The organism is Thauera aromatica, from assembly GCF_023093595.1.
GTDB classification, from domain to species: Bacteria; Pseudomonadota; Gammaproteobacteria; order Burkholderiales; family Rhodocyclaceae; genus Thauera; species Thauera aromatica_A.
The window spans coordinates 1-20,857 of record NZ_JALLIK010000082.1; the positions used below are offsets into that span (position 1 = coordinate 1).

A 20,857-nucleotide genomic window follows, 5' to 3' on the forward strand; every position below is an offset into this window, starting at 1 on the left:
ACGCACTCGCGCCGATGATAGTGAGGCATGCCCTCGTGAAAGTAGGTCATCGTCAGACTAACCCACAAAAAAACGCCCAGAGAACACAACTCTGGGCGTTTTTGCGTCTACATCGAAATCCATACTAGGGCACAATCAAACCCTCCTGGCGAAGCAGTAATGACATGAAATACGACCTTATCATTGTCGGCGGTGGGCTTGCCGGAGCGGCGCTGGCGGTTGCTCTGCGAGGCACTTCGCTCCGGATCGCCTTGGTCGAGCATGCCGCTCCCGTGCGGCCAGCCGGTTGGGATCCGCGAATCTACGCTTACAGCCCTGCGAGCGTGCGTTTTCTCGAGGAGTTGGGAGTGTGGGCGCATATCGACCATAGCCGGCTGGCGTCGGTCGATGAAATGCAGGTGCGCGGCGATGCTGGAGGGAAGTTATGCTTTTCCGCCCATCAAAGCGGGCTCGCAGAACTCGCACGGATCGGCGAGTCGAGCCTCGTTCACGTCGAGTTGTGGGAAGGGTTGAAGCGTCAGCATAACGTCGGACTATTCTGCCCAGCGCATCCCAAGGAACTGGGCGTGCAGGATGACGGGGTTGTCCTCGAACTGGCTGACGGGCGAGTCCTGAAGGCTGCGCTGGTGGTCGGCGCCGATGGGCGGGATTCGTGGGTGCGGCAGAAGATGGGCATCACTGCGACGGTCGAGCCCTACCACCAAAAAGGCGTGGTGGCGAATTTCCGTTGCGCCATTTCTCCGCGCGGAACGGCCTACCAGTGGTTCCGCGAGGATGGCATCCTGGCGTGGCTACCGCTGCCGCAAGGGGGGATGTCGATGGTGTGGTCGGTAAAGGATGCTCTTGCCGACGAGTTGATGGCGCTCGATGAAGAATCCTTCTGCGAGAGGGTCGCACTGGCCGGAGAGCGCAGGCTCGGCCGCCTCGAACTGCTTACGCCGCGAGCGGCTTTTCCCCTGAGCCTGATGCGCCTTGCCGAAGTGGTCCGTCCGCGAGTGGCGCTGATCGGAGATGCCGCGCACGCTCTCCATCCTTTGTCGGGGCACGGCATCAACCTGGGTTTCCAGGATGCACGAGTTCTCGCCGAAGAACTGGCTGCTTTGCCGTCCTGGCAGGATCCGGGTGACTATGTCGTATTGCGGCGCTATGCACGCCGGCGGGCGGAAGAGCCTTTCGTGCTGCAGTATGCAACGCATGGACTGAACCGGCTGTTTACCACCGACAACCCTTTTATCAGCGTGCTGCGCAATGCCGGGCTGAACCTCACTGCCCGCTTGCCGGTCGTAACGAACATGCTCGTCCGCTATGCGGCGAATGAGCGTTCCTGATCCCCGGAGAATCCGATGCCCCATTTTTCCATGCGCCGCATGTCCAAGTTTTTTGCACTCTTCCTCGCAACCGGTCTTGCCGGCTTCACTCATGCGGGCGAGGCCGAGGTGAAGAAGGGAATGGAAGCCTTCATCGGCGCACCGGCAGTCGAATCCGTCGCTCGCACCGGATATGGCGGCCTGTACGAAGTGGTGCTGAAGAACGGCCAGCTGGTCTATACGGATGCCGAAACCCGTTTCATCATCGATGGCAGCCTGATCGATACTGCGACCCGCCTTGACGTGACCCAGGCGCGGATGAATCAGCTCTCGGCGATCGACTTCTCAACGCTGCCGCTCGAACAGGCGGTGAAACTGGTCAAGGGCAAGGGCACGCGGGTGATTGCGACCTTCGAGGATCCGAACTGCTCGTACTGCAAGCGCCTGGCCCAGGAGGTCGCCCGAATGGACGACGTCACCGTGTATACCTTCCTCTACCCGATCCTGGGCGAAGACTCGACGCTCAAGTCGACCAATATCTGGTGCGCCAAGGGGCAGGGGCGCGCCCAGGCCTGGACCGACTGGATGGTCGATGGCAAGGTGCCGGAGAAGGCGGACTGCGATGCGAGCGCGATCACGCGCAACGTCGAATTGGGCCGGAGCCTGCGGATCAATGGCACCCCGACGATCTTCCTCGCCAACGGCACCCGCATCGGCGGCTATATTCCCGCTGCCGAACTCGAGAAGGCGCTCGACAAGCCGAGCCGCTGAAGCGCACTACCGCGGCTCGACCGACGGCTGAAGATTTTTCCCCTTCGCCGTTTCCCCCTTCGCCGCTCCTGCGAACTTGGTCTGGGCTCATCCTCTTTCCGGCCGGTGCGCTCACGGCTTTGGCGGCGCCATGCCTTTGGGCAGCAGCACCCACATGCTGCCCTGCTGGCGCATCCGTCCGGCTTCTCGTCCGGCATCGGGGCCGAAGCCCCAGAAGAAGTCGGCGCGCACTCCACCCTTGATCGCTCCGCCGGTGTCCTGAGCGAGAACCAGCCGATTCAAGGGCCGTCCGCTCAGGGGGTAGGTGCTGGCGAGAAAAACGGGGGCGCCCAGGGGGATGTAGCGCGGGTCCACGGCGATGCTGCGTCCCGCGCTCAAGGGGACGCCGAGCGCGCCCAGCGGGCCGCCATCCGTGGCTGGAAGTTCGCGGAAGAACACGTAGCTCGGGTTCGCATTCAACAGCGCCGTCAGGCGCTGGGGATTGTCCCGGGCCCAGCGCTTGATCCCCTCCATCGATGCTTGGTCGAGACTCAGTTCGCCTTGTGCGACCAGCCAGCGACCGATCGACTGGTAGGGGTGGCCGTTCTGATCGGCGTAGCCGACACGGACCATGCTGCCGTCGGGAAGCTGCACCCGGCCCGAGCCCTGGACCTGGAGGAAGAACAGATCGAGCGGGTCGTCGGCCCACAGCAGCACCGGCGCGGGGATGTGCTCCGCTCGTGCGCTAAATTCTTCGCGGCTCCAGTAGGGCAGGACTTTGTTCCCGATCAGGCGGCCGCGCAGGCGCAGGTGCTTGAGTTCGGGATGCACGTCGCCGAGTTCGATCGTCAGCATGTCCGCGGGTACGCCGTGGATCGGCCAGGCGCTGCGCGCGCTGCGCGTGCGGCTGCCGCGGATCAGGGGTTCGTAATACCCGGTGACCAGGCCGGTGGTGCTGCCGTCGGGATTGAGCACGCGCCAGGGGACGAAATGATGCTCGAAAAAACGCCGCGCGCTGCTTCCCGACGGAGCTGGGCCGATGTCCGATACGGCTTCGCAGACCTTCTGCCAGGGCGGCTGCCGGCGCAGGGTGGAACAGGAATGGCGCAGGGCGGGCCAGGCCGCGGAGGGATCGTCCTCCTTCCAGCCGGGGAGTTCTTCCCAGCGGCCGACTTGTAGCGCGGGAGCCGGCGGCACAGGGGCTGCCGCGGGGGGCTGGGCCGGAGCGGGACAGACCGGGCAGCTCGGACAGGGCGCTGGCGGCGGGCAGGATGGCGTATCGGCCGCGGAGGGGGCAGGCTGGTGGGCGCAGCCGGCAGCGAGCAGGCCGGTCACCAAGGCTGCGGCAAAGTAGCGCGCAAGAGGCTGAATCATGGGGCGGATCGGTTAAACTCGAAAGCTTTCAATTTTCCAGTATATCCGGTCGCGGACCGGAGCCCGGAGGCGCGCGATGTGGTTGATCCTGCTCGAGGCCGGGCTCGCCCTGCTGCTGCTCGCGCTGATGGTCTGGAGCACGTGGCCGAAGCGCTCCCGGCCCGGACGGACGAGCCGGGACGACTCCGGCGAGCACGACCATGAATGAATTCACCGATCTGCTGAGCCGCGCCGAATGTGTCCTCGAGCGCCTCGAAGCCCTTTTGCCCGGGCCGCTGCGCGCCCCCGACTGGGCCGCGGCGACCGCTTTCCGCTGGCAGCGCCGCCACGGCCGCAGCGAGCTCAGGCCGGTACGCCAGCCCCATCGCATCGCCCTCAAGGATTTGCACGATGTCGATGAGCAAAAAGCGCGGATCGACCGCAACACCCGGCAGTTCCTTGCCGGGCGCCGCGCCAACAACGTCCTCTTGACCGGTGCCCGCGGAACCGGCAAGTCTTCCCTGGTGAAGGCGCTGCTCAACGAGTACGAAGCACGGGGGCTGCGCCTGATCGAGGTGGACAAGGCCGACCTCGTCGACCTGCCGGACATCGTCGACCTCCTCGCCGGCCGTCCGGAACGCTTCATCCTGTTTTGCGACGACCTGTCCTTCGAGGAAGGCGAGGATGCCTACAAGGCCTTGAAGAGCGTGCTCGACGGCTCGGTAGCGGCGCTGTCGGACAACGTCCTGGTCTATGCGACTTCGAACCGCCGCCACCTGATGCCTGAGTATCACGACGAGAACCTGCAGGCGCGTCACCTCGATGGTGAAGTCCATCCGGGCGAGGCGGTAGAGGAGAAGATCTCGCTCTCGGAACGCTTCGGGTTGTGGGTCTCCTTCTATCCTTTCACCCAGGACCAGTATCTCGACATCGTCGCTCACTGGCTGAAGGCGTTCGGCGTGCCGAAAAAGGCGATCGTCGCCGCCCGCCAGGAGGCGCTGCAGTGGGCGCTGATGCGCGGCTCGCGCTCGGGGCGGGTGGCCTGGCAGTTCGCCCGTGATCACGCCGGCCGGCTCGAAAACGACGGGCGCGGGCGATGACGCGCAAGCGGGTGGACGTGGCCGCCGGAGTGCTGCTGCGCGCCGATGGCGCCTATCTGCTCGGTCAGCGCGCGCCGGAAACCGTGTATGCCGGCTACTGGGAATTCCCCGGCGGCAAGGTGGAGCCGGGCGAGACCCCGGCGCAGGCCTTGTGCCGTGAGCTCGACGAGGAACTCGGCATCCGCGTCACCCGCCTGCGTCCCTGGCTGCTGCGCGAGCACCGCTACGAGCACGCCCATGTGCGCCTGCACTTTTTCGAGGTGGCCGCCTGGGAAGGCGAGCTCGACGACAAGGTGCACCGCGCGCTGGCCTGGATTCGCCCCGGAGAGGCGGCGCCCGAGCCCATGCTGCCGGCCAACGGGCCGATTCTGAAAGCGCTGCGCCTGCCGCGCATGATGGGCATTACCCGGGCGGCGCAGGTCGGCGTCGATGCCCAGCTCACCGCGCTGGAGCGGGCGCTGGGATGCGGACTGCGGCTGGTGCAGCTGCGCGAGCGCGGGCTCGACCCGGCAACGCGCGAAGACTTCGCGCGCGCGGCGCTGGCGCGCGTCCATGCCCACGGCGGGCTGCTGCTGATCAACGCCGACGCCGGGCTGGCGCAGCGCCTCGGCGCGGATGGCGTTCACCTGCCGGCGGATCGCCTGATGGCAACGAGTGCTCGGCCCGGATTTGAATGGGTGGGGGCCTCGTGCCATTCGCGCGCCGAGCTCGAACATGCTGCTGCCCTCGGGCTGGATTACGCGCTGCTCGGCCCGGTGCGGCCGACCGCGACCCATCCCGGTGAGCCGGCATTGGGCTGGCCGGGGTTCGCCGGTCTGGCGGCAGGTCTGCCGGTGCCGGTGTTCGCCTTGGGGGGGCTGGGGGAACAAGACATGGAGCCGGCCCGGGAGGCCGGTGCCCACGGCATCGCCGCGATCCGCGGGGCCTGGGCAGTGGCGGACTGAGCGTTCGGCCTCAGCGGCCTGGGGTGCTGCCGGGGAGGCGGTGATCGCCGCCGGTGCTGTCGCCGTCCGGCGGCGAAGTCGGGACGCGGTACGCCTCCGAGGCCCAGGCCCCGAGGTCGAGCTGGCGGCAGCGGGCCGAGCAGAACGGCCGGTAGCGGCTTTCGGCCTGCCAGGCGACCGGTTTTCCGCAGCTGGGGCAGTTGACCGTGCGGATCGTGTCGTTCATTGCGGGGTTCATGGGCAGGGCCGGCATGCGCGCGGTGATGGACGGGAAGGCGGGCGGGAAGGCGTCACAAGCTGCAGAAGGCGAGTTCGAAGGAAACATCGCGCTCGGCCTGGCGCGGGCGGGCGATCGTTTCGGGGAGCATGAAGCGGATGTTCAGTGCGTACTTGTTGGCGCTGATCTCGGGCACCGCCGCTTCGGCCGGGGCCAGGCGCAGGCGCACCATCTGTGCGCTGCGTCCGGCCATCGTCAGCTGGAAGGCACCGTTGCGCGCCAGATGGGTTTCGGGGCGGCTGCTCGCCCGCAGCAGGCGCAGCACGATCTCGATGCCGTCGCGGATCGGCGTCATCGGCTGCATCCAGGTCGCCAGGTCACGGCGCCGCGCCTCGGGGTCGCGGTTCAGCCAGTAATGGTAGGAGGGCAGGTCGAACTGGCACACGCCACCGGGAATCGCGGCCCGGCTGCGGATGCTCATCAGCCATTCGTTCTCGCGCAGGTACTGGCCGATCTTTCCCGCCATCGCCAGCAGCCCGGAAGAAGCCTGCTCGATTTCGTAGAGTGCGCCGGACAGGGCTTCTTCCGAAATGTCGGGGTTGTCGCGGAAGGACATCAGGATCTGGCGCTGGCGTTCGAGTTCCTGCACGAGATCGACCTTCAGGTCGGCGCGCCCCGCCACTTCCAGTGTCTCGAAGATCGTCAACAGCGCGACGTGATGGTCCTGCGGGGCATCGCTGGTGCAGAAGTGCCCGAGCTTCAGGAACAGATCCTCGAGACGCAGCAGGGTGCGGATGCGTTCGTTGAGAGGATATTCGTAGCTAATCACTGCACTCTATCCGCAAGTTTCGCGCCCTCGAAAATTCGGCCGATGATAGCACAGCGCCTGTCGTCCGCCGGGCGCCGCGCCGCCGCCTCAAGGGCGCGCGGCGGCGGCACAGTAGGCCGAGTGCAGAGCGTCCACTTGGCGCTGGAGCGCGGCGAGCGAGCCGCTGTTGTCGATGATGTCGTCGGCTGCGGCGAGACGGTCCGCGCGGCTGGCCTGCACCGCCATGATCGCCCGGACCTGGCTCTCGGGCAGGCCGCTGCGCGCCATCACCCGTTCGATCTGCAGGGTTTCGGGGCAGTCCACCACGCAGATGCGGTCGCAGCGCTCGCGATAGCGGCCCGACTCGACCAGCAGGGGAACCGCGAGGATCACGTAAGGGCCGTTGGCCGCGCGACACAGGCGCGCGCTTTCGTCGCGGATCAGCGGATGGAGGATCGCCTCGAGCTGCTGTCGCGCCTCGGCGTGGGCGAACACCCGCGAGCGCATCGCCGCCCGGTCGAGGCTGCCGTCGGCGGCGATCAGGGCGTTGCCGAAGCTGCGGCGGATCGCCTCGATGGCACCGCCGCCCGCTGCGGTCAGGGTATGTGCGATCCGGTCGGTGTCGACGATGCTCGCACCGAGTGCGGCGAAGCGCTCGGCCGCCGCGCTCTTGCCGCTGCCGATGCCGCCGGTGAGACCGACAATGAAAGGACGGAAGGAAGGTTCGGACATAGGGCGTAGCCGTGCTTCAGTCGGTGTTCGAGGGGAGGGCTTCGCAGCTCCGGCGGTGCTGCTCGAAGCCGCCCGCAGCCGATTCGATTCCGGATACGGCGGCGGGCGGGAGCCGGGCCTCGATCCGGTAGACGGTTCGGGTGCGCGGCTCGATGGCGGCGTCGTCTATGCCTTTGGCGTAGAGCTGCTCGAGTAGCCGGTGGGCGCGGCGTTCGGTCTTGAATACGCCGAGCGAGATCGCGAATTGGCTGGGACCGGCTTCCTGGACGATGAAGGTGTCGCGGATGCCTTGGGCGCGCAGCCTGCGCTCGTGCTGTTCGGCGGTGCTGCGGTTGCGTGCGGGGGCGATGCGCACCCACCAGGCTTCGATCCGGGAGTCGGCGTGGCGAACGGGCTCCACCCCTTGCTCGCGCAGCCGGTCGGCGAGCCGTGCGGCCTCTTCCTCGCCGAGCTCTGCCCAGGCCAGGCAGGCGGGAGGAGGCGGGGCGGAGTCGCCGGCTGGGTCGCTCCCGGCGACGGGTTCATCGGCGGCCGCGGCGGCGTGTCCGGCTTCTTCGGCAGGCGGCAGCCCATCGGTGGCCGGGACCGCTGTGCGGGGGACGGCTTCGGTGTCGCCGGCGGCGGGCTGCGCTACGGCGTCACCGGCGAGCCGGATGCGCTCGGGGGCGAGCTGGGCGGCGAGGCGCTCCGCCTCTCCACGCGCTGCGGCGCCGCCCAGCCCGCCGCGGATGGCGGCGAGGGCGAGGGCGTTGAGCAACAGCAGCAGGATGATCAGGAGGCGCACGTTCGTCATTCGTCCGGTCTTGCCCGCGCGGTGGCTTCTGCCGGCAGGCTTTGGTCAGCCCAGCCGGGGCAGATGAGCGAGCGAGGCGGCGACGGCGTCGGCCGGGTAGTCGTAGTTTTCGAGCTGGCCGGAGAAGTAGCGCTCGAACGAGCTCATGTCGAAATGTCCGTGGCCGGTGAGGTTGAACAGGATGGTCCTGCTTTCGCCGCGCGCCTTGCACGCGAGCGCCTCGTCGATCGCCGCGCGGATCGCATGGCAGGACTCCGGCGCCGGGATGATGCCTTCGGCGCGGGCGAACTGCACGCCGGCCTCGAAGGTGGCGAGCTGGGGCACGGCGGCGGCTTCGATCAGGCCTTCGTGGAACAGCTGCGATACCAGCGGCGAGTCGCCATGGTAGCGCAGGCCGCCGGCGTGGATGCCCGGCGGCATGAAGTTGTGGCCCAGCGTGTACATCTTCATCAGCGGCGTGAAGCCCGACGCGTCGCCGAAGTCGTAGGCGTACTGGCCCTTGGTCAGGGTCGGGCACGAGGTCGGTTCGACCGCGATGCAGCGCAGATCCTGCGCGCGCCGGTCGCCGGCGGCACGGTCGGCGAGGAAGGGAAAGGCGATGCCGGCAAAGCTCGATCCGCCGCCGCAGGGGCCGATGACGATGTCGGGGTAGAGGCCGACCTTGTCGAACTGCTTCTTCGCTTCCAGGCCGATGATGCTCTGGTGCAGCACCACGTGGTTGAGCACCGAGCCCAGGGTGTAGTTGGTGTCGGCGCGGCTGGCGGCCTCTTCCACCGCTTCCGAGATCGCGATGCCGAGCGAGCCCGGGTTGTCGGGATCCTCGGCGAGCAGGCGGCGGCCGGTGTCGGTGAGCGCGGACGGGCTGGCGAACACTTCCGCGCCCCAGGTCTGCATCATCAGCCGGCGATAGGGTTTTTGCCCGTAGCTGACCTTGACCATGTAGACGCGCACCTCCAGCCCGAACATCTGCCCGGCAAAGGCGATCGACGAGCCCCACTGGCCGGCGCCGGTCTCGGTGGTCAGGCGCTTGATGCCGGCCTGGCGGTTGTAATAGGCCTGCGGCACCGCCGAGTTGGGCTTGTGCGAGCCGGCCGGCGAGACGCCTTCGTACTTGAAGAAGATCTTCGCCGGGGTGCCCAGCGCCTGTTCCAGGCGCACCGCGCGCACCAGCGGGCTGGGCCGCCACAGGCGGTAGATTTCGCGCACTTCCTCGGGAATGGCGATCCAGCGCTGGGCGCTCATTTCCTGTTCGAGGATGGCGCCGGGGAAGATCGCCCCCATCTGCTCGGGCGTGGCCGGTTTGCCGTCGGGGCCCAGCGGCGGGGCGGGTGGGGTGGGCAGGTCGGCGACGACGTTGTACCAGTGGGTCGGAATGTCGGCGGCGTCGAGCAAGATGCGGGTGGCTTCCATCGTGTGTTCTCCCTTCGCGGATGCGTTGTGGTTCAGTGTCCGTCGTGTGCGGCAGCGAGCGCGCCGAGGCCGGACAGCGCCAGGTTGTCCACCCGGCGCAGCGGAATTTCGAGCAGCCCGGCGAAGCTGTCGGCGGCGCCGCCGCCGAGCAGGCACAGCGCCTGCGGCTCCCCGGCGATCTGGCGGAACATGCGCTCGACGGCGCCGGCCTGGGCCTGCAGGCAGCCCGAGCGGATGGCGTCGACGGTGCGCCGGGGCGTCGGCGTGAAACGGCCTTCGGCCAGCGGCAGCTGCGCCGTGCCGTGGGCCAGGGCCTGCTGCATCAGCTCGACGCCGGGCAGGATCAGGCCGCCGAGGAAGTCGCCGTCGGCGGCAAGCAGGTCGACCGTGGTCGCGGTACCGGCGCTCACCACCAGGCAGGCGTGCGGGTGCAGGCGGTGGGCGCCGATGAGGGCGGCCCAGCGGTCGGCGCCGAGCCGGGCCGGGTCCTCGTAGAGGTTGCGTACGCCGCAGCATGCGGCGCTCGGACGCAGCCAGTCGAGGGCCAGCCCGGTGCAGGCGCGGGCGATGACGGCGGCGACTTCGGCGCCGGCGACGTTGCAGCCGAACGCGCGCCGCAGGCCGGGATGGCGGCTGCGGACGGCGGTGAGTGCGGCGAGCCGGTCGCGTGCGAGCGCCCCTTCGTCGAGCGCCTGCAGCGGCTCGGCGGCGGCGACGACGCGCCACTTGACGCGGGTGTTGCCGGCGTCGATGAGCAGGATCATGTGCCGGCTCCGGGCGGCTCCGGGCGCAGCGAAACGTCGCCGGCGAGCACGCGCTGGACGCCGTGTCCGGTCCGCAGCAGCAGGGCGCCATCGGCGTCGACGCCGGCGCAGAGGCCGGTGAGGGTGTCGTTTTCGCCGCTGATGCAGACTGGCAGATCGGCGAACGCGTTGCGCTGCTGCCAGGCGCTGCGCAGGGGGGGGAAACCGGCAGCGGCGAAAATGTCGAGCAGCGGGTGGAGTTCGCCGAGCACGGCGGCGAGCACGGCACTGCGGGTCGGCGGGGGGGAGCCGGGGGGCTGTTCGAGAACCCGGTCGAGCGCGGTGACCGGGATCGATGCGGGCAGATCGATGTCCGCCGGCAGGCGCAGGTTGATGCCGATGCCGATCACCGCAGCGCGGGTGCGTCCGCGCCCGGGGAGCAATTCGACCAGGATGCCGGCGAGCTTGGCGCCGTGGACCAGCACGTCGTTCGGCCACTTGAGCTGCACGCCGGGCACGCCGAGGTGCTCCAGCGCGCGCGCGAGCGCCAGGCCGGCGACCAGCGACAAGCCGGCGGGCGCCGGGGCGCCGGGGGGGAAGCACCACAGCGCCGAGAAGGTCAGGCTGGCGTCGCCCCACGACAGCCACGGCCGGCCGCGGCGTCCGCGTCCGGCGCGCTGGCGGTCGGTGACGAGCACATGGATGCGGCCATCATCGGCCGGGGGGGCGTCGAGCAGCGCGCTGTTGGTCGAAGCGCACTCGGCCACCCAGCGGATCTCGAACGCGCTCGCCAGGCTGCCGAGGCCGGTGGCGAGGGCGTCGAGGTGTTCGCCGGCCTGGGGCGAGGTGGGCATCGACGGCGGGGCGGGGAACGAAGAGGCGGCGGGCGGCAAGACAGTGATCCGGCGGAGAAAGCAGAAGCGGCATTATCCGTCATCCCGCGGCAGCGCACGAGCCCGGGGCGCGGAAGGCGCAGGGGGGGCGCCCGCGCCGCCGCCGGCTCCCAGCCTAGCGGCGGCGCACCGGCTTCAGTGCGGGGCGCCGTCCGCGCCGCGCTCCTCGTCCATGCCGAGTTCCTGGATCTTGCGGGTGATGGTGTTGCGGCCGATTCCCAGCAGGTGGGCGGCCTCGATGCGGCGGCCGCCGGTGGCGGCGAGGGCGCGCCGGATCAGGGTGCGCTCGAACTCGTGGGTCAGGCGCTCGAACACTTTGCCGGGGGTGGCGGCGATCAGGCGGTCGGTTTCCGTGCCCAGGCCTTCGAGCCAGCTCGTCGGCGTTTCGCGCCCGGGCTGGTCGCGCATTTCCGGCGGCAGATCGGCCACTTCCACGATCTGGGCCGGCGCCATCACCGTCAGCCAGTGGCACAGGTTCTCGAGCTGGCGGACGTTGCCGGGGAAGGGCTGGCTCTGCAGGTACTCGAGTGCGGTGTCGGAAATGCGCTTGCGCTCGACGCCGAGATCCTGCGCGCTGCGCTGGAGGAAATGGCGCACCAGCAGCGGGATGTCCTCGTGGCGTTCGCGCAGCGGCGGCAGGCGCAGGCGGATGACGTTGAGGCGATGGAACAGGTCTTCGCGGAACAGGCCCCGATGCACGCGCTCTTCGAGATCCTGGTGAGTGGCGGCGATCACCCGGACGTTGGCGCGGATCGGCTGCTGGCCGCCGACGCGGTAGAAGTGGCCGTCGGACAGGACGCGCAGCAGCCGCGTCTGCAGCTCGGCGGGCATGTCGCCGATCTCGTCGAGGAACAGGGTGCCGCCGTCGGCCTGCTCGAAGCGGCCGCGGCGCTGGGTGGCGGCGCCGGTGAACGCGCCGCGCTCGTGGCCGAACAGTTCGGATTCGAGCAGGTCGCGCGGAATCGCCGCGGTGTTGATCGCGATGAAGGGAGCGTCGCGGCGCGGGCTGTGGCGGTGCAGGGCGCGCGCGACCAGCTCCTTGCCGCTGCCCGACTCGCCGTTGATCAGCACCGTGGCGTGGGAATGGGCGAGGCGGCCGATGGCACGGAACACTTCCTGCATCGCCGGCGCCTGGCCGAGGATTTCCGGCGCGAGCGGAGTTTCCTCGGCTGCACCGTTGTGGTGCGCGCCTTGCTCGAGGGCGCGTCGCACCAGCGCCACCGCCTGATCGACGTCGAAAGGCTTGGGCAGGTATTCGAACGCGCCGCCCTGGAAAGCCGCCACCGCACTGTCGAGGTCGGAATAAGCGGTCATGATGATCACCGGCAGCTGGGGGTAGCGGGTTTTCACCTTCGCCAGCAGGTTGAGGCCGGATTCGCCGGGCATGCGGATGTCGGACAGGAGCACCGCGGGAGGCTGCGGCACGCGCTCGAGTTCGGCGAGGGCGTCGTGCGCCGAGCTGAAGCTGAGGTGCTCGATGCCTTCCCGGCCGAGGGCTTTTTCCAGCACCCAGCGGATCGAGCGGTCGTCATCGATGATCCAGACGGTATTCATTTTCGTATGCACTATTGTGGTGCGCCCTGAACGCGGTTGCGGCCGGGCAGGCGGGCCGGAACCGCGTTCAGGCGCGGTCGGTAATCGGCAGCAGGATCGTGAAGCAGGTCCGCCCCGGGCGGCTATCTACGTCGATCATGCCCTGATGTTGCTCGATGAAGCTCTGCGCCAGGGAAAGTCCCAGTCCGCTGCCGCCGTCCCGCCCCGAGACCAGCGGGTAGAAGATCTTGTCGCGGATTTCCGCCGGGATGCCGGGGCCGTTGTCGATCACTTGCAATTCCAGTGCCAGCTTGTAGCGGCGCTTGGCGAGCGTGACCTGGCGGGCGATGCGGGTGCGCAGGCGGATCTCGCCGCTGCCGCCGAGCGCCTGGGCGGCATTGCGCACGATGTTGAGCACGGCCTGGATCAGCTGTTCGCGGTCGGCGGTGAGTTCGGGCAGGCTGAGGTCGTAGTCGCGGTGGATGTCGAGGGCGGGGAACTCGGCGAGGATCAGCCGGCGCACGCGCTCGAGGACGTCGTGGAGGTTGAGCGGCGCGGGGCGCATCATGCTGTGGGAGCTGAGCAGGCGGTTCATCAGCTCCTGCAGGCGGTCGGCTTCGGCGATGATGACGTCGGTGAATTCGCGCAGCTGCGGGTCGTCGAGTTCGTGCTGCAGCAGCTGGGCCGAGCCGCGGATGCCGCCGAGCGGGTTCTTGATCTCGTGGGCGAGGTTGCGGATCAGCTCGCGGTTGGCCTGCTGCTGGTGCAGCAGCTGCTCCTCGCGGGCGACGCGCAGCTGGGCGTCGATCGGGCGGAACTCGAGCAGCAGACGCACGCCGGCGGCTTCCACCGGGGTCACCGTGCAGTCGAGCCGGATCGGTTCGGCGCCGCTGCGGCCGATCGTCAGGTCCTGCCCGGTATAGCTCCAGTTGGTGCGCAGGGCGTTGTCGAGGGCGGCGCCCAGCCCGGGCGGGGCGCCGAGCAGGCGGGCGAGGGGCTGGCCGAGCAGCTTGCGCTGGCTGATCGCGAACAGGTTTTCCGCGCCGGGATTGATGTAGCGGATGAGCTGCCGTCCATCGACGAGGACGACGGCGGAAGACAGCAGCTCGAGTCCGGCGAAAGGACCACTGGCGGAAGGAGGAGGTGACATGAGCGCGTCCTGGGAGTCTTCCAATCGACATGCAAGATACGCGCCAGGCCGGGGTCATCGAAGAGCGGAAATCTCCCGGCGCAGCGCTTCGATGTTGCGCTTGTGCAGTTCGACCTTGTCCTTGAACGGCTGCAGGCGGTCGAGCACCTTCTGATAGTTGCGCTCGCCGCCGAAACGGACCGCTTCCTGTTCGGCGAGCGCCTTCTCGGCTGCGGCGAGCGCGCTTTCCTCGGTGCTCAGCTCGTTCTCCAGAACCTGGCGCCGGGTGTCGTCGCGTGCGCGCTGGTCGGCCGGATTCACCCGCGGAAAGGCGGCCGCCGGTGCGGCGCCTGCGGCCGGGCGTGACGTCGGGGCCGGCACCGAGGAGACGGCCTGGTCGGACTGCAGGCGGACGCAGTTGCGTGCCAGGGTGTGATCGTTGGTATAGGTCACCCGGCCGCTGGCGTCGATGCACTTGTAGACCTCGGCGTGGGCCAGAGTGCTCGCACTCGCAAACAGGAACAGCGGAAGGAGTCGGAACGGTCGCATGCGTGTTTCCGGGAAGCCGTCGGCGGACAGGCCGTCTGGCGGACTCCCTGCCCCTTGCGGAATGAAGGCCGATTAGACCCCAGAAAAAAAGGACGGGCAATGCCCGTCCCTTTTCGACCTTGGTGCAATCCGGAGATCACAGGCTGTAGTACATGTCGAACTCCACCGGGTGGGTGGTGATGCGCATGCGGTCGACTTCTTCCATCTTGAGCGCGATGTAGGCGTCGATGAAGTCGTTCGAGAACACGCCGCCGCGGGTGAGGAACTCGCGGTCCTTGTCGAGGTACTCGAGCGCCTGGTCGAGGCTGGTGCACACGGTCGGGATCAGCGCGTCCTCTTCCGGCGGCAGGTCGTACAGGTTCTTGTCGGCCGGATCGCCCGGGTGGATCTTGTTCTGGATCCCATCCAGGCCCGCCATCATCAGGGCCGAGAAGGCGAGGTAGGGGTTGGCCAGGGGGTCCGGGAAGCGCGCCTCGATGCGGCGGCCCTTCGGGTTGGCGACGTAGGGGATGCGGATCGAGGCCGAACGGTTGCGCGCCGAGTAGGCGAGCTTGGTCGGGGCTTCGTAGTGCGGCACCAGGCGCTTGTACGAGTTGGTGCCGGGGTTGGTGATGGCGTTGAGCGCGCGGGCGTGCTTGATGATGCCGCCGATGTAGTACAGCGCGGTCTCCGACAGGCCGGCGTAGCCGTTGCCCGCGAACAGGTTCTGGCCGTCCTTCCAGATCGACTGGTGGACGTGCATGCCCGAGCCGTTGTCGCCGACGATGGGTTTGGGCATGAAGGTGGCGGTCTTGCCGTACTGGTGGGCGACGTTGTGCACGATGTACTTGAGCACCTGGGTCCAGTCGGCGCGCTGGGTGAGCGTGCTGAACTTGGTGCCGATCTCGCACTGGCCGGCGTTGGCGACTTCGTGGTGGTGCACTTCGACCGGCACGCCGCAGGCTTCGAGGGCGAGCACCATCGCGGCGCGCACGTCGTTGAGGCTGTCGACCGGCGGCACCGGGAAGTAGCCGCCCTTGACGCGCGGACGATGGCCGGTGTTGCCGCCTTCGAACTTGTCGGCGGTGGACCAGGCGGCCTCTTCGGAAATGATCTTGCTATACACGCCCGACATGTCGACCGACCATTCGACCGAGTCGAAGATGAAGAACTCGGGTTCGGGGCCGAAGAAGGCGGTGTCGCCGATGCCGGTGCTCTTCAGGTAGGCCTCGGCGCGCTTGGCGATCGAGCGCGGGTCGCGGTCGTAGCCCTTGCCGTCGGACGGCTCGATGACGTCGCAGGTCAGCACCAGCGTGGTTTCGTCGAAGAAGGGGTCGATGTAGGCCGAGCCGGCTTCGGGCAGCAGGACCATGTCGGAGGCCTGGATGCCTTTCCAGCCCGCCAGGGAAGAGCCGTCGAAGGGGTGGCCGTGCTCGAAGTGATCTTCCTCGAAGGCCGAAACCGGCAGGCCGACGTGGTGCTCCTTGCCGCGGGTATCGGTAAAGCGCAGGTCGACGAAGCGCACTTCGTTTTCCTGGATCAGCTTCATGACGTCTTGGGCGTTCATGTTCACTCCTGGTGAGATGAGGCGTTTTGATTGCGTTGAGCGGGTGGAGCAGCGGCCGGAGGGCGATGCGCCAGGATTCGGGTGAAAAGGTTTAAGCACTAAGCGTGCCAAGTTCGTTTTAGTTCGTCGGACATTGTGCCACAAGGGAAATGCCCGAAAGCGGTGCCGGTTGGCGATGCCGTGCGCACCATATCGGTGCTCCTGCAGAGCGTCGCGCCCCGTCATGGTGCGAGCTGGCAATAGACGCGGATCGCACGGTAGCGGGGGTGGGAGCGGAGGCAGGCTTCCCGGCGCCGGGCGAGGGCGTCCAGCGCCGCAGGGGCGAGCGGCGTGGCGAGGATGATCTCGACTTCCACACGCTGGCCGAGGTAATGGATCTGCACCCGTTTCGGCGCCGGCGCGTCGGCGCCGAGCAGCGTGCGCACCTCGTCCAGGATCTCGGCCCGCTCGGGCAGCGGGCCGGGGGGCGCGGCCTGCAGGTCGGCATCGTCCTCGGGGTCGATGTGCACCAGCACGTCGCGGACTTCCGGATGGGCGCTGCGCACCCGCAGATAGACCGCGTCGGAGACGCGATGGCCTTCGGACACGGTGAGCCGGGGGTCGACCTGAACATGGGCGTCGCACAGCACGCGCCCGGCCATGCGCCGGGTGCGCATGTCGTGCAGGCCGATCACTCCCGGCGTGGTTTCGATCGTGTGGCGCAGGCGGGCGAGTTCTTCCTCCGGCAGGCCGGTGTCGATCAGTTCGCGGACCGCTTTCCACGCCAGCTTGAGTCCCATGCTCAGGATCAGGAAGCCGACCACGGCGGCAGCGAGCGGTTCGAGAAAAGGGTAGCCCGCCAGGCTGCCGCCGATGCCGGCGGCCACGACCAGCGAAGACGCCGCGTCCGAGCGCGCATGCCAGGCGTTGGCTTCGAGCATCGGTGCCCGCAGCCGGCGTGCGGCCGCCAGGGTGAAGCGGAACAGCCCTTCCTTGGCGCCCAGGGTGAGTAGCGCCATCGCCAGCGCCGCGGGGTGCAGCGGCGGCGCGGCGGCCATGTTCTGCAGGCGGACGCCCGAACTCCACAGGAATCCGATGCCGACCGCGGCGAGGACCGCGCCCAGCACCATCGTGGTGACCGTCTCGATGCGGTCGTGGCCGTAAGGGTGGGCGGTGTCGGCCGGATCCGCGCCGCGCCGTCCGGCGATCAGGACCATGAAATCGGTCACCAGGTCGGACAGGGTGTGGGCGGCGTCGGCGACCAGGCTGAAGGCGTTGGCGAACAGGCCGACGAGGACCTGGCCCAGGGTGAGGGTGGCATTGGTCAGGATCGCGGTCAGCGTCGCGCGCTGGATGTCGCGGCTGCGTGCGGCGTCGGTGTCGCCGGGGGGCGGGGAGGGGGCGATGGGGGCGGGGAGGGGCATGGGGAACGGTGGGGCGGACGCGCTATACTTCGGCAATTCGCAATTCTAGACGGATGTTCGAATGGGAACCCTGTCGGATCTGTTGTCCCTGGCGCACGAGCGCGCCGAAAATTTCGGCCTGCCCTACCAGGGCGCGTTGACGCCGGGCGAAGCCTGGGAAGTGTGGCAGCTCGCCCCCGGCGCCAGGCTGGTCGATGTGCGCACCCGCGCCGAACTCGACTGGGTCGGGCGCGTGCCCGGCGCGGTCGAGATCGAATGGAAATCCTATCCGTCGATGCAGGACAACCCGAACTTCATGGCGCAGCTCAAGCACCAGGTCGATTCCGAGGCGCTGGTGCTGTTCCTCTGCCGCTCGGGCGTGCGTTCCGATTCGGCGGCGCGGGCCGCCTGCGCCGCCGGTTACGGCAACTGCTACAACGTCCTCGAAGGCTTCGAGGGCGACCGTGACGCCAATGGCCAGCGCAACCGCATCGGCGGCTGGCGCCACGCCGGCCTGCCCTGGCATCAGGGCTGACCGATCGCGCGGGCTTCGCCGGCGGAACGGAGTGTCTGCCGCCAGGTCCGAAATTCCACCGAGTCAACGGAAATTCCTCCAGGAGCAGGATTCGCATCATGCAAGCCGCCACCATCAGCTTCGATCGCTTCAACGTGCTCGCCGACGACGAGGCCCAGGCGCGCATCCGCGCCGCCCGCGCCCGCCTCGGCGACAAGGCGGTGCTGCTGTGCCACCACTATCAGCGCGCCGATGTCTACCAGCATGCCGACCTCACCGGCGACTCGCTCAAGCTCGCCCGTCTGGCCTCACAGACCGATGCCCAGTACATCGTGTTCTGCGGCGTGCACTTCATGGCCGAAGTTGCCGACATCCTGTCCAAACCGAGCCAGATCGCGATCCTGCCCGACCTCGCCGCGGGCTGCTCGATGGCCGACATGGCCAACCTCGCCAAGGTCGAGCGCTGCTGGCGCGAGCTGGGCGAAGTGCTCGGCGCGCCCGACGAGCGGGTCGCGCCGGTAACCTACATCAACTCCGCGGCCGACCTGAAGGCTTTCTGCGGTGAGCACGGCGGCATCGTGTGCACCTCCACCAACGCGCCCACGATCCTCGACTGGGCGTTCTCCCGGCGCGAGAAAGTGCTGTTCTTCCCCGACCAGCACCTGGGGCGGTGGACCGGCTTCAAGAAGGGCATTCCGCTCGAGCAGATGGTGGTGTGGGACCCCGACCTCGAATACGGCGGCCTCACGCCCGAGCAGATCCACAACGCCAGGATCCTGCTGTGGAAGGGGCACTGCTCGGTGCACCAGATGTTCCAGCCCGCCCACATCGAGCGCTGGCGCAAGCAGCATCCGGACGGCTTCGTGATCTCGCACCCGGAGAGCAGCCTCGAGGTCTGTCGCAATTCGGACTACGTCGGCTCCACCGAGTACATCATCAACACCATTTCCGCGGCGCCGGCCAATACCCGCTGGCTGGTCGGCACCGAACTCAACCTCGTCAGCCGGCTGGCCGAGGAGATGAAGCCGCAGGGCAAGACCGTGGAGTTCATGGCGCCCACGGTGTGCATGTGCTCGACGATGCAGCGCATCGACCCGCAGCACCTGGCATGGACGCTGGAAAACCTCGCCGAGGGCAAGGTGGTGAATCAGATCAAGGTGCCCGCGCACGAGGCCGAGCTTGCCCGCATCGCCCTCGACCGCATGCTCGCGGTGTCCTGAGGCCGCGCTTCGCCGGGGCGGGCAGCCATGACGCTGCGCGTGTGCAGCTACAACATCCACAAGGGGTTCTCGCAGTTCAACCGCCGCATGGTGGTGCATGAGCTGCGCGAACGCCTGCGCAGCCTCGACGTCGATCTCGTCTTCCTGCAGGAGGTGCAGGGGCTGCACCTGGGGCATCCGGCGCGCCACCCGGAATGGCCGCTGCAGCCGCAGCACGAGTTCCTCGCCGAAGACGCCTGGCAGCAGACCGCCTATGGCGGCAACGCGGTGTACGACCATGGTCACCACGGCAACGCCATCCTCAGCCGCCACCTGATCCTCAGCGCTGCCAACCAGGACGTCTCCGACCACCGCTTCGAGCGCCGCGGCCTGCTGCACTGCGAGATCGAACTGCCGCGGTTCGACGTGCCGGTGCACTGTGTGTGCGTGCACCTCGGGCTGATCGCGGGCAGCCGCCGGCGGCAGATGGCCGCGCTCGCCGAGCGCATGGAACAGCTGGCGCCGGGCAATGCGCCGCTGATCATCGCCGGCGACTTCAACGACTGGCACAACCGGGCCGACGAGTTGATCGGCCGCCGGCTCGGCCTCACCGAAGTGTTCGGCAGCGGTCGCGGGCGGCCGGCGCGCAGCTATCCGAGCACGCTGCCGCTGTTCCGCCTCGACCGCATCTACGTGCGCGGCTTCCGCGTCCGTCAGGCGCAGGTGCACTACGGTGCGCCATGGGCGCGGATTTCGGATCACGCCGCGCTCACCGCCGACCTGGAGCCGGTGTCCTGATGCGCTTTCTGGCCGGCAACGCGGTGGCGCTGCTGGAAAACGGCGAGCAATATTTTCCCGCGCTGGAGTCGGCGATCGATCGCGCCCGGTGCGAGATTTTCCTGCAGAGCTACATCTTCGAGAACGACCGCATCGGGCGGCGCATCGCCGCGGCCCTGTGCCGTGCGGCCGGGCGTGGCGTGGTGGTGCGGCTGATGGTCGACGGCTTCGGTGCGCGCAGCTTCGTCGCCGGGCTGATGCCCGAGCTCGCCGCGGCCGGAGTGCAGGTGCTGGTCTATCGCCGCGAACTGCGCCCCTTGTCGCTGCGCCGCCACCGCCTGCGCCGCCTGCACCGCAAGCTCGTGGTGGTCGATGGCCGGGAGGCCTTTGTCGGCGGGATCAACATCGTCGACGACTTCGAGCCGGGGGGCGGCCCGCATCCGCGTTACGACTACGCGGTCCATGTGCAAGGGCCGCTGCTCGAGCCGATCGTCGCCTCGGCCCACCGCCTGTGGCGGCTGGTGGCGTGGGCGAGTTTTCGCCGGCGCGAAGCGCTTCCCCTGCTCGCGCCGCCGTACGGCGCTCCGGCCGGCACCATCCGCGCCGCTTTCGTGCTGCGCGACAATCTGCGCTACCGGCGCGCGATCGAAGACGCCTACCTCGAGGCGATCGCCGGCGCAGAAAAGGAAATCGTCATTGCCAACGCCTATTTCTTCCCCGGCCGGCGTTTTCGCCAGACGCTCGCCGAGGCGGCGGCGCGCGGAGTGCGCATCACTCTGCTGCTGCAAGGGGTGTCCGATCACCCGATGCAGGCCTACGCGACCCGTGCCCTGTACCCGTTCTTCCTTGAGCGCGGCATCCGCCTGTTCGAGTACCACCGCAGCCACCTGCACGCCAAAGTCGCGGTGGTCGACGGCCACTGGGCGACCGTGGGCTCGAGCAACATCGACCCTTTCAGCCTGCTGATGGCGCGTGAAGCGAACGTCGTGGTCGATGACGTCGCCTTTGCCAGCGCGCTGCATGCGAGCCTGGAGGCGGCGATCCGCTCCGGTGCCCGGGAGCTGAACGCCGCCGACTGGCGCCGCCAGCCGATCCTGCGCCGGGCCCTGAGTTGGCTGTCCTACCAGCTGCTGCGGCTGGGGATCGGGATCGCCGGCTATCGCGGCCGGCACTGAGGC

General features: G+C 68.5%; 22 protein-coding genes. 9 read left to right on the forward strand and 13 right to left on the reverse strand.

Annotation, left to right across the window (positions count from 1 at the left end; translation table 11 throughout):
* Window positions 1–164 precede the first annotated feature (164 nt).
* Together MXC99_RS03450 and MXC99_RS03455 are read left to right on the forward strand one after the other, a co-directional pair.
* The gene (locus MXC99_RS03450; protein WP_247724201.1) at window positions 165–1,328 is read left to right on the forward strand and encodes a UbiH/UbiF family hydroxylase; all 1,164 of its coding nucleotides are present in this window, start codon (window positions 165–167) and stop codon (window positions 1,326–1,328) included.
* A 39-nt stretch (window positions 1,329–1,367) separates the two neighbouring features.
* Window positions 1,368–2,078, forward strand: a complete 711-nt coding sequence (locus MXC99_RS03455) for a DsbC family protein (protein ID WP_247724238.1) — start codon at window positions 1,368–1,370, stop codon at window positions 2,076–2,078.
* A 111-nt stretch (window positions 2,079–2,189) separates the two neighbouring features.
* Here the strand turns inward: MXC99_RS03455 and mltA are convergent, their stop codons facing one another.
* On the reverse strand, window positions 2,190–3,431 hold the full coding sequence (gene mltA, locus MXC99_RS03460; RefSeq protein ID WP_247724202.1) for a murein transglycosylase A: 1,242 nt from the start codon (window positions 3,429–3,431) through the stop codon (window positions 2,190–2,192).
* 76 nt (window positions 3,432–3,507) lie between these two features.
* On the opposite strand from mltA, the gene MXC99_RS16905 reads away from it, so the two are divergent.
* Genes MXC99_RS16905 through MXC99_RS03470 form a run of 3 tightly spaced genes read left to right on the forward strand, consistent with a single transcriptional unit; the run spans window position 3,508 to window position 5,454 of the window.
* On the forward strand, window positions 3,508–3,639 hold the full coding sequence (locus MXC99_RS16905) for a hypothetical protein (protein ID WP_282100127.1): 132 nt from the start codon (window positions 3,508–3,510) through the stop codon (window positions 3,637–3,639).
* Window positions 3,632–4,510: an ATP-binding protein gene (locus MXC99_RS03465; RefSeq protein WP_247724203.1), complete on the forward strand. Its 879-nt coding sequence runs from the start codon at window positions 3,632–3,634 to the stop codon at window positions 4,508–4,510. The genes MXC99_RS16905 and MXC99_RS03465 overlap by 8 nt, the downstream gene beginning before the upstream one ends.
* On the forward strand, window positions 4,507–5,454 hold the full coding sequence (locus MXC99_RS03470; RefSeq protein ID WP_247724204.1) for a Nudix family hydrolase: 948 nt from the start codon (window positions 4,507–4,509) through the stop codon (window positions 5,452–5,454). The genes MXC99_RS03465 and MXC99_RS03470 overlap by 4 nt, the downstream gene beginning before the upstream one ends.
* Window positions 5,455–5,464: 10 nt before the next feature.
* Here MXC99_RS03470 and MXC99_RS03475 read toward each other — a convergent pair whose 3' ends face one another.
* The 12 genes from MXC99_RS03475 to MXC99_RS03530 all read right to left on the reverse strand — a co-directional run bounded on the left by MXC99_RS03475 (window position 5,465) and on the right by MXC99_RS03530 (window position 17,210).
* Window positions 5,465–5,680 (reverse strand): DNA gyrase inhibitor YacG, encoded by a 216-nt coding sequence (locus MXC99_RS03475; protein ID WP_247724205.1) that lies wholly within the window; start codon window positions 5,678–5,680, stop codon window positions 5,465–5,467.
* Between the two features lie 64 nt (window positions 5,681–5,744).
* Window positions 5,745–6,500, reverse strand: coding sequence for a cell division protein ZapD (gene zapD, locus MXC99_RS03480; RefSeq protein WP_247724206.1), 756 nt, complete (start codon window positions 6,498–6,500; stop codon window positions 5,745–5,747).
* An 87-nt stretch (window positions 6,501–6,587) separates the two neighbouring features.
* Complete coding sequence (gene coaE / locus MXC99_RS03485; protein WP_247724207.1) at window positions 6,588–7,211, reverse strand: dephospho-CoA kinase; 624 nt, start codon at window positions 7,209–7,211, stop codon at window positions 6,588–6,590.
* 16 nt (window positions 7,212–7,227) lie between these two features.
* Window positions 7,228–8,004, reverse strand: a complete 777-nt coding sequence (locus tag MXC99_RS03490; protein ID WP_247724208.1) for an SPOR domain-containing protein — start codon at window positions 8,002–8,004, stop codon at window positions 7,228–7,230.
* Between the two features lie 45 nt (window positions 8,005–8,049).
* Window positions 8,050–9,414 (reverse strand): TrpB-like pyridoxal phosphate-dependent enzyme, encoded by a 1,365-nt coding sequence (locus tag MXC99_RS03495; protein ID WP_247724209.1) that lies wholly within the window; start codon window positions 9,412–9,414, stop codon window positions 8,050–8,052.
* 32 nt (window positions 9,415–9,446) lie between these two features.
* Window positions 9,447–10,178, reverse strand: a complete 732-nt coding sequence (locus tag MXC99_RS03500; RefSeq protein WP_247724210.1) for a type III pantothenate kinase — start codon at window positions 10,176–10,178, stop codon at window positions 9,447–9,449.
* On the reverse strand, window positions 10,175–11,011 hold the full coding sequence (locus MXC99_RS03505) for a biotin--[acetyl-CoA-carboxylase] ligase (RefSeq protein WP_247724211.1): 837 nt from the start codon (window positions 11,009–11,011) through the stop codon (window positions 10,175–10,177). The genes MXC99_RS03500 and MXC99_RS03505 overlap by 4 nt, the downstream gene beginning before the upstream one ends.
* Before the next feature lie 174 nt (window positions 11,012–11,185).
* A complete protein-coding gene (gene ntrC / locus MXC99_RS03510; protein ID WP_247724212.1) occupies window positions 11,186–12,604 on the reverse strand; it encodes a nitrogen regulation protein NR(I) in 1,419 nt (472 codons plus the stop codon).
* Window positions 12,605–12,671: 67 nt separating this feature from the next.
* Entirely contained in the window at window positions 12,672–13,733 is a 1,062-nt protein-coding gene (glnL, locus tag MXC99_RS03515) for a nitrogen regulation protein NR(II) (protein WP_247724213.1), read from the reverse strand.
* A gap of 54 nt (window positions 13,734–13,787) precedes the next feature.
* Window positions 13,788–14,261 (reverse strand): DUF4124 domain-containing protein, encoded by a 474-nt coding sequence (locus tag MXC99_RS03520; protein WP_247724214.1) that lies wholly within the window; start codon window positions 14,259–14,261, stop codon window positions 13,788–13,790.
* A 136-nt stretch (window positions 14,262–14,397) separates the two neighbouring features.
* Window positions 14,398–15,807, reverse strand: a complete 1,410-nt coding sequence (gene glnA, locus MXC99_RS03525; RefSeq protein WP_075147033.1) for a type I glutamate--ammonia ligase — start codon at window positions 15,805–15,807, stop codon at window positions 14,398–14,400.
* A gap of 221 nt (window positions 15,808–16,028) precedes the next feature.
* Entirely contained in the window at window positions 16,029–17,210 is a 1,182-nt protein-coding gene (locus MXC99_RS03530; RefSeq protein ID WP_247724215.1) for a cation diffusion facilitator family transporter, read from the reverse strand.
* A 61-nt stretch (window positions 17,211–17,271) separates the two neighbouring features.
* Between MXC99_RS03530 and MXC99_RS03535 the strand changes: the two genes are divergently transcribed.
* The 4 genes from MXC99_RS03535 to clsB all read left to right on the forward strand — a co-directional run bounded on the left by MXC99_RS03535 (window position 17,272) and on the right by clsB (window position 20,854).
* Window positions 17,272–17,724: a rhodanese-like domain-containing protein gene (locus MXC99_RS03535; RefSeq protein ID WP_247724216.1), complete on the forward strand. Its 453-nt coding sequence runs from the start codon at window positions 17,272–17,274 to the stop codon at window positions 17,722–17,724.
* Window positions 17,725–17,822: 98 nt separating this feature from the next.
* Window positions 17,823–18,923, forward strand: a complete 1,101-nt coding sequence (gene nadA / locus MXC99_RS03540) for a quinolinate synthase NadA (RefSeq protein WP_247724217.1) — start codon at window positions 17,823–17,825, stop codon at window positions 18,921–18,923.
* Between the two features lie 27 nt (window positions 18,924–18,950).
* The gene (locus MXC99_RS03545) at window positions 18,951–19,700 is read left to right on the forward strand and encodes an endonuclease/exonuclease/phosphatase family protein (protein WP_247724218.1); all 750 of its coding nucleotides are present in this window, start codon (window positions 18,951–18,953) and stop codon (window positions 19,698–19,700) included.
* Entirely contained in the window at window positions 19,700–20,854 is a 1,155-nt protein-coding gene (gene clsB, locus MXC99_RS03550) for a cardiolipin synthase ClsB (protein WP_247724219.1), read from the forward strand. Before MXC99_RS03545 ends, clsB begins: the two co-directional genes overlap by 1 nt.
* Window positions 20,855–20,857 lie beyond the last annotated feature (3 nt).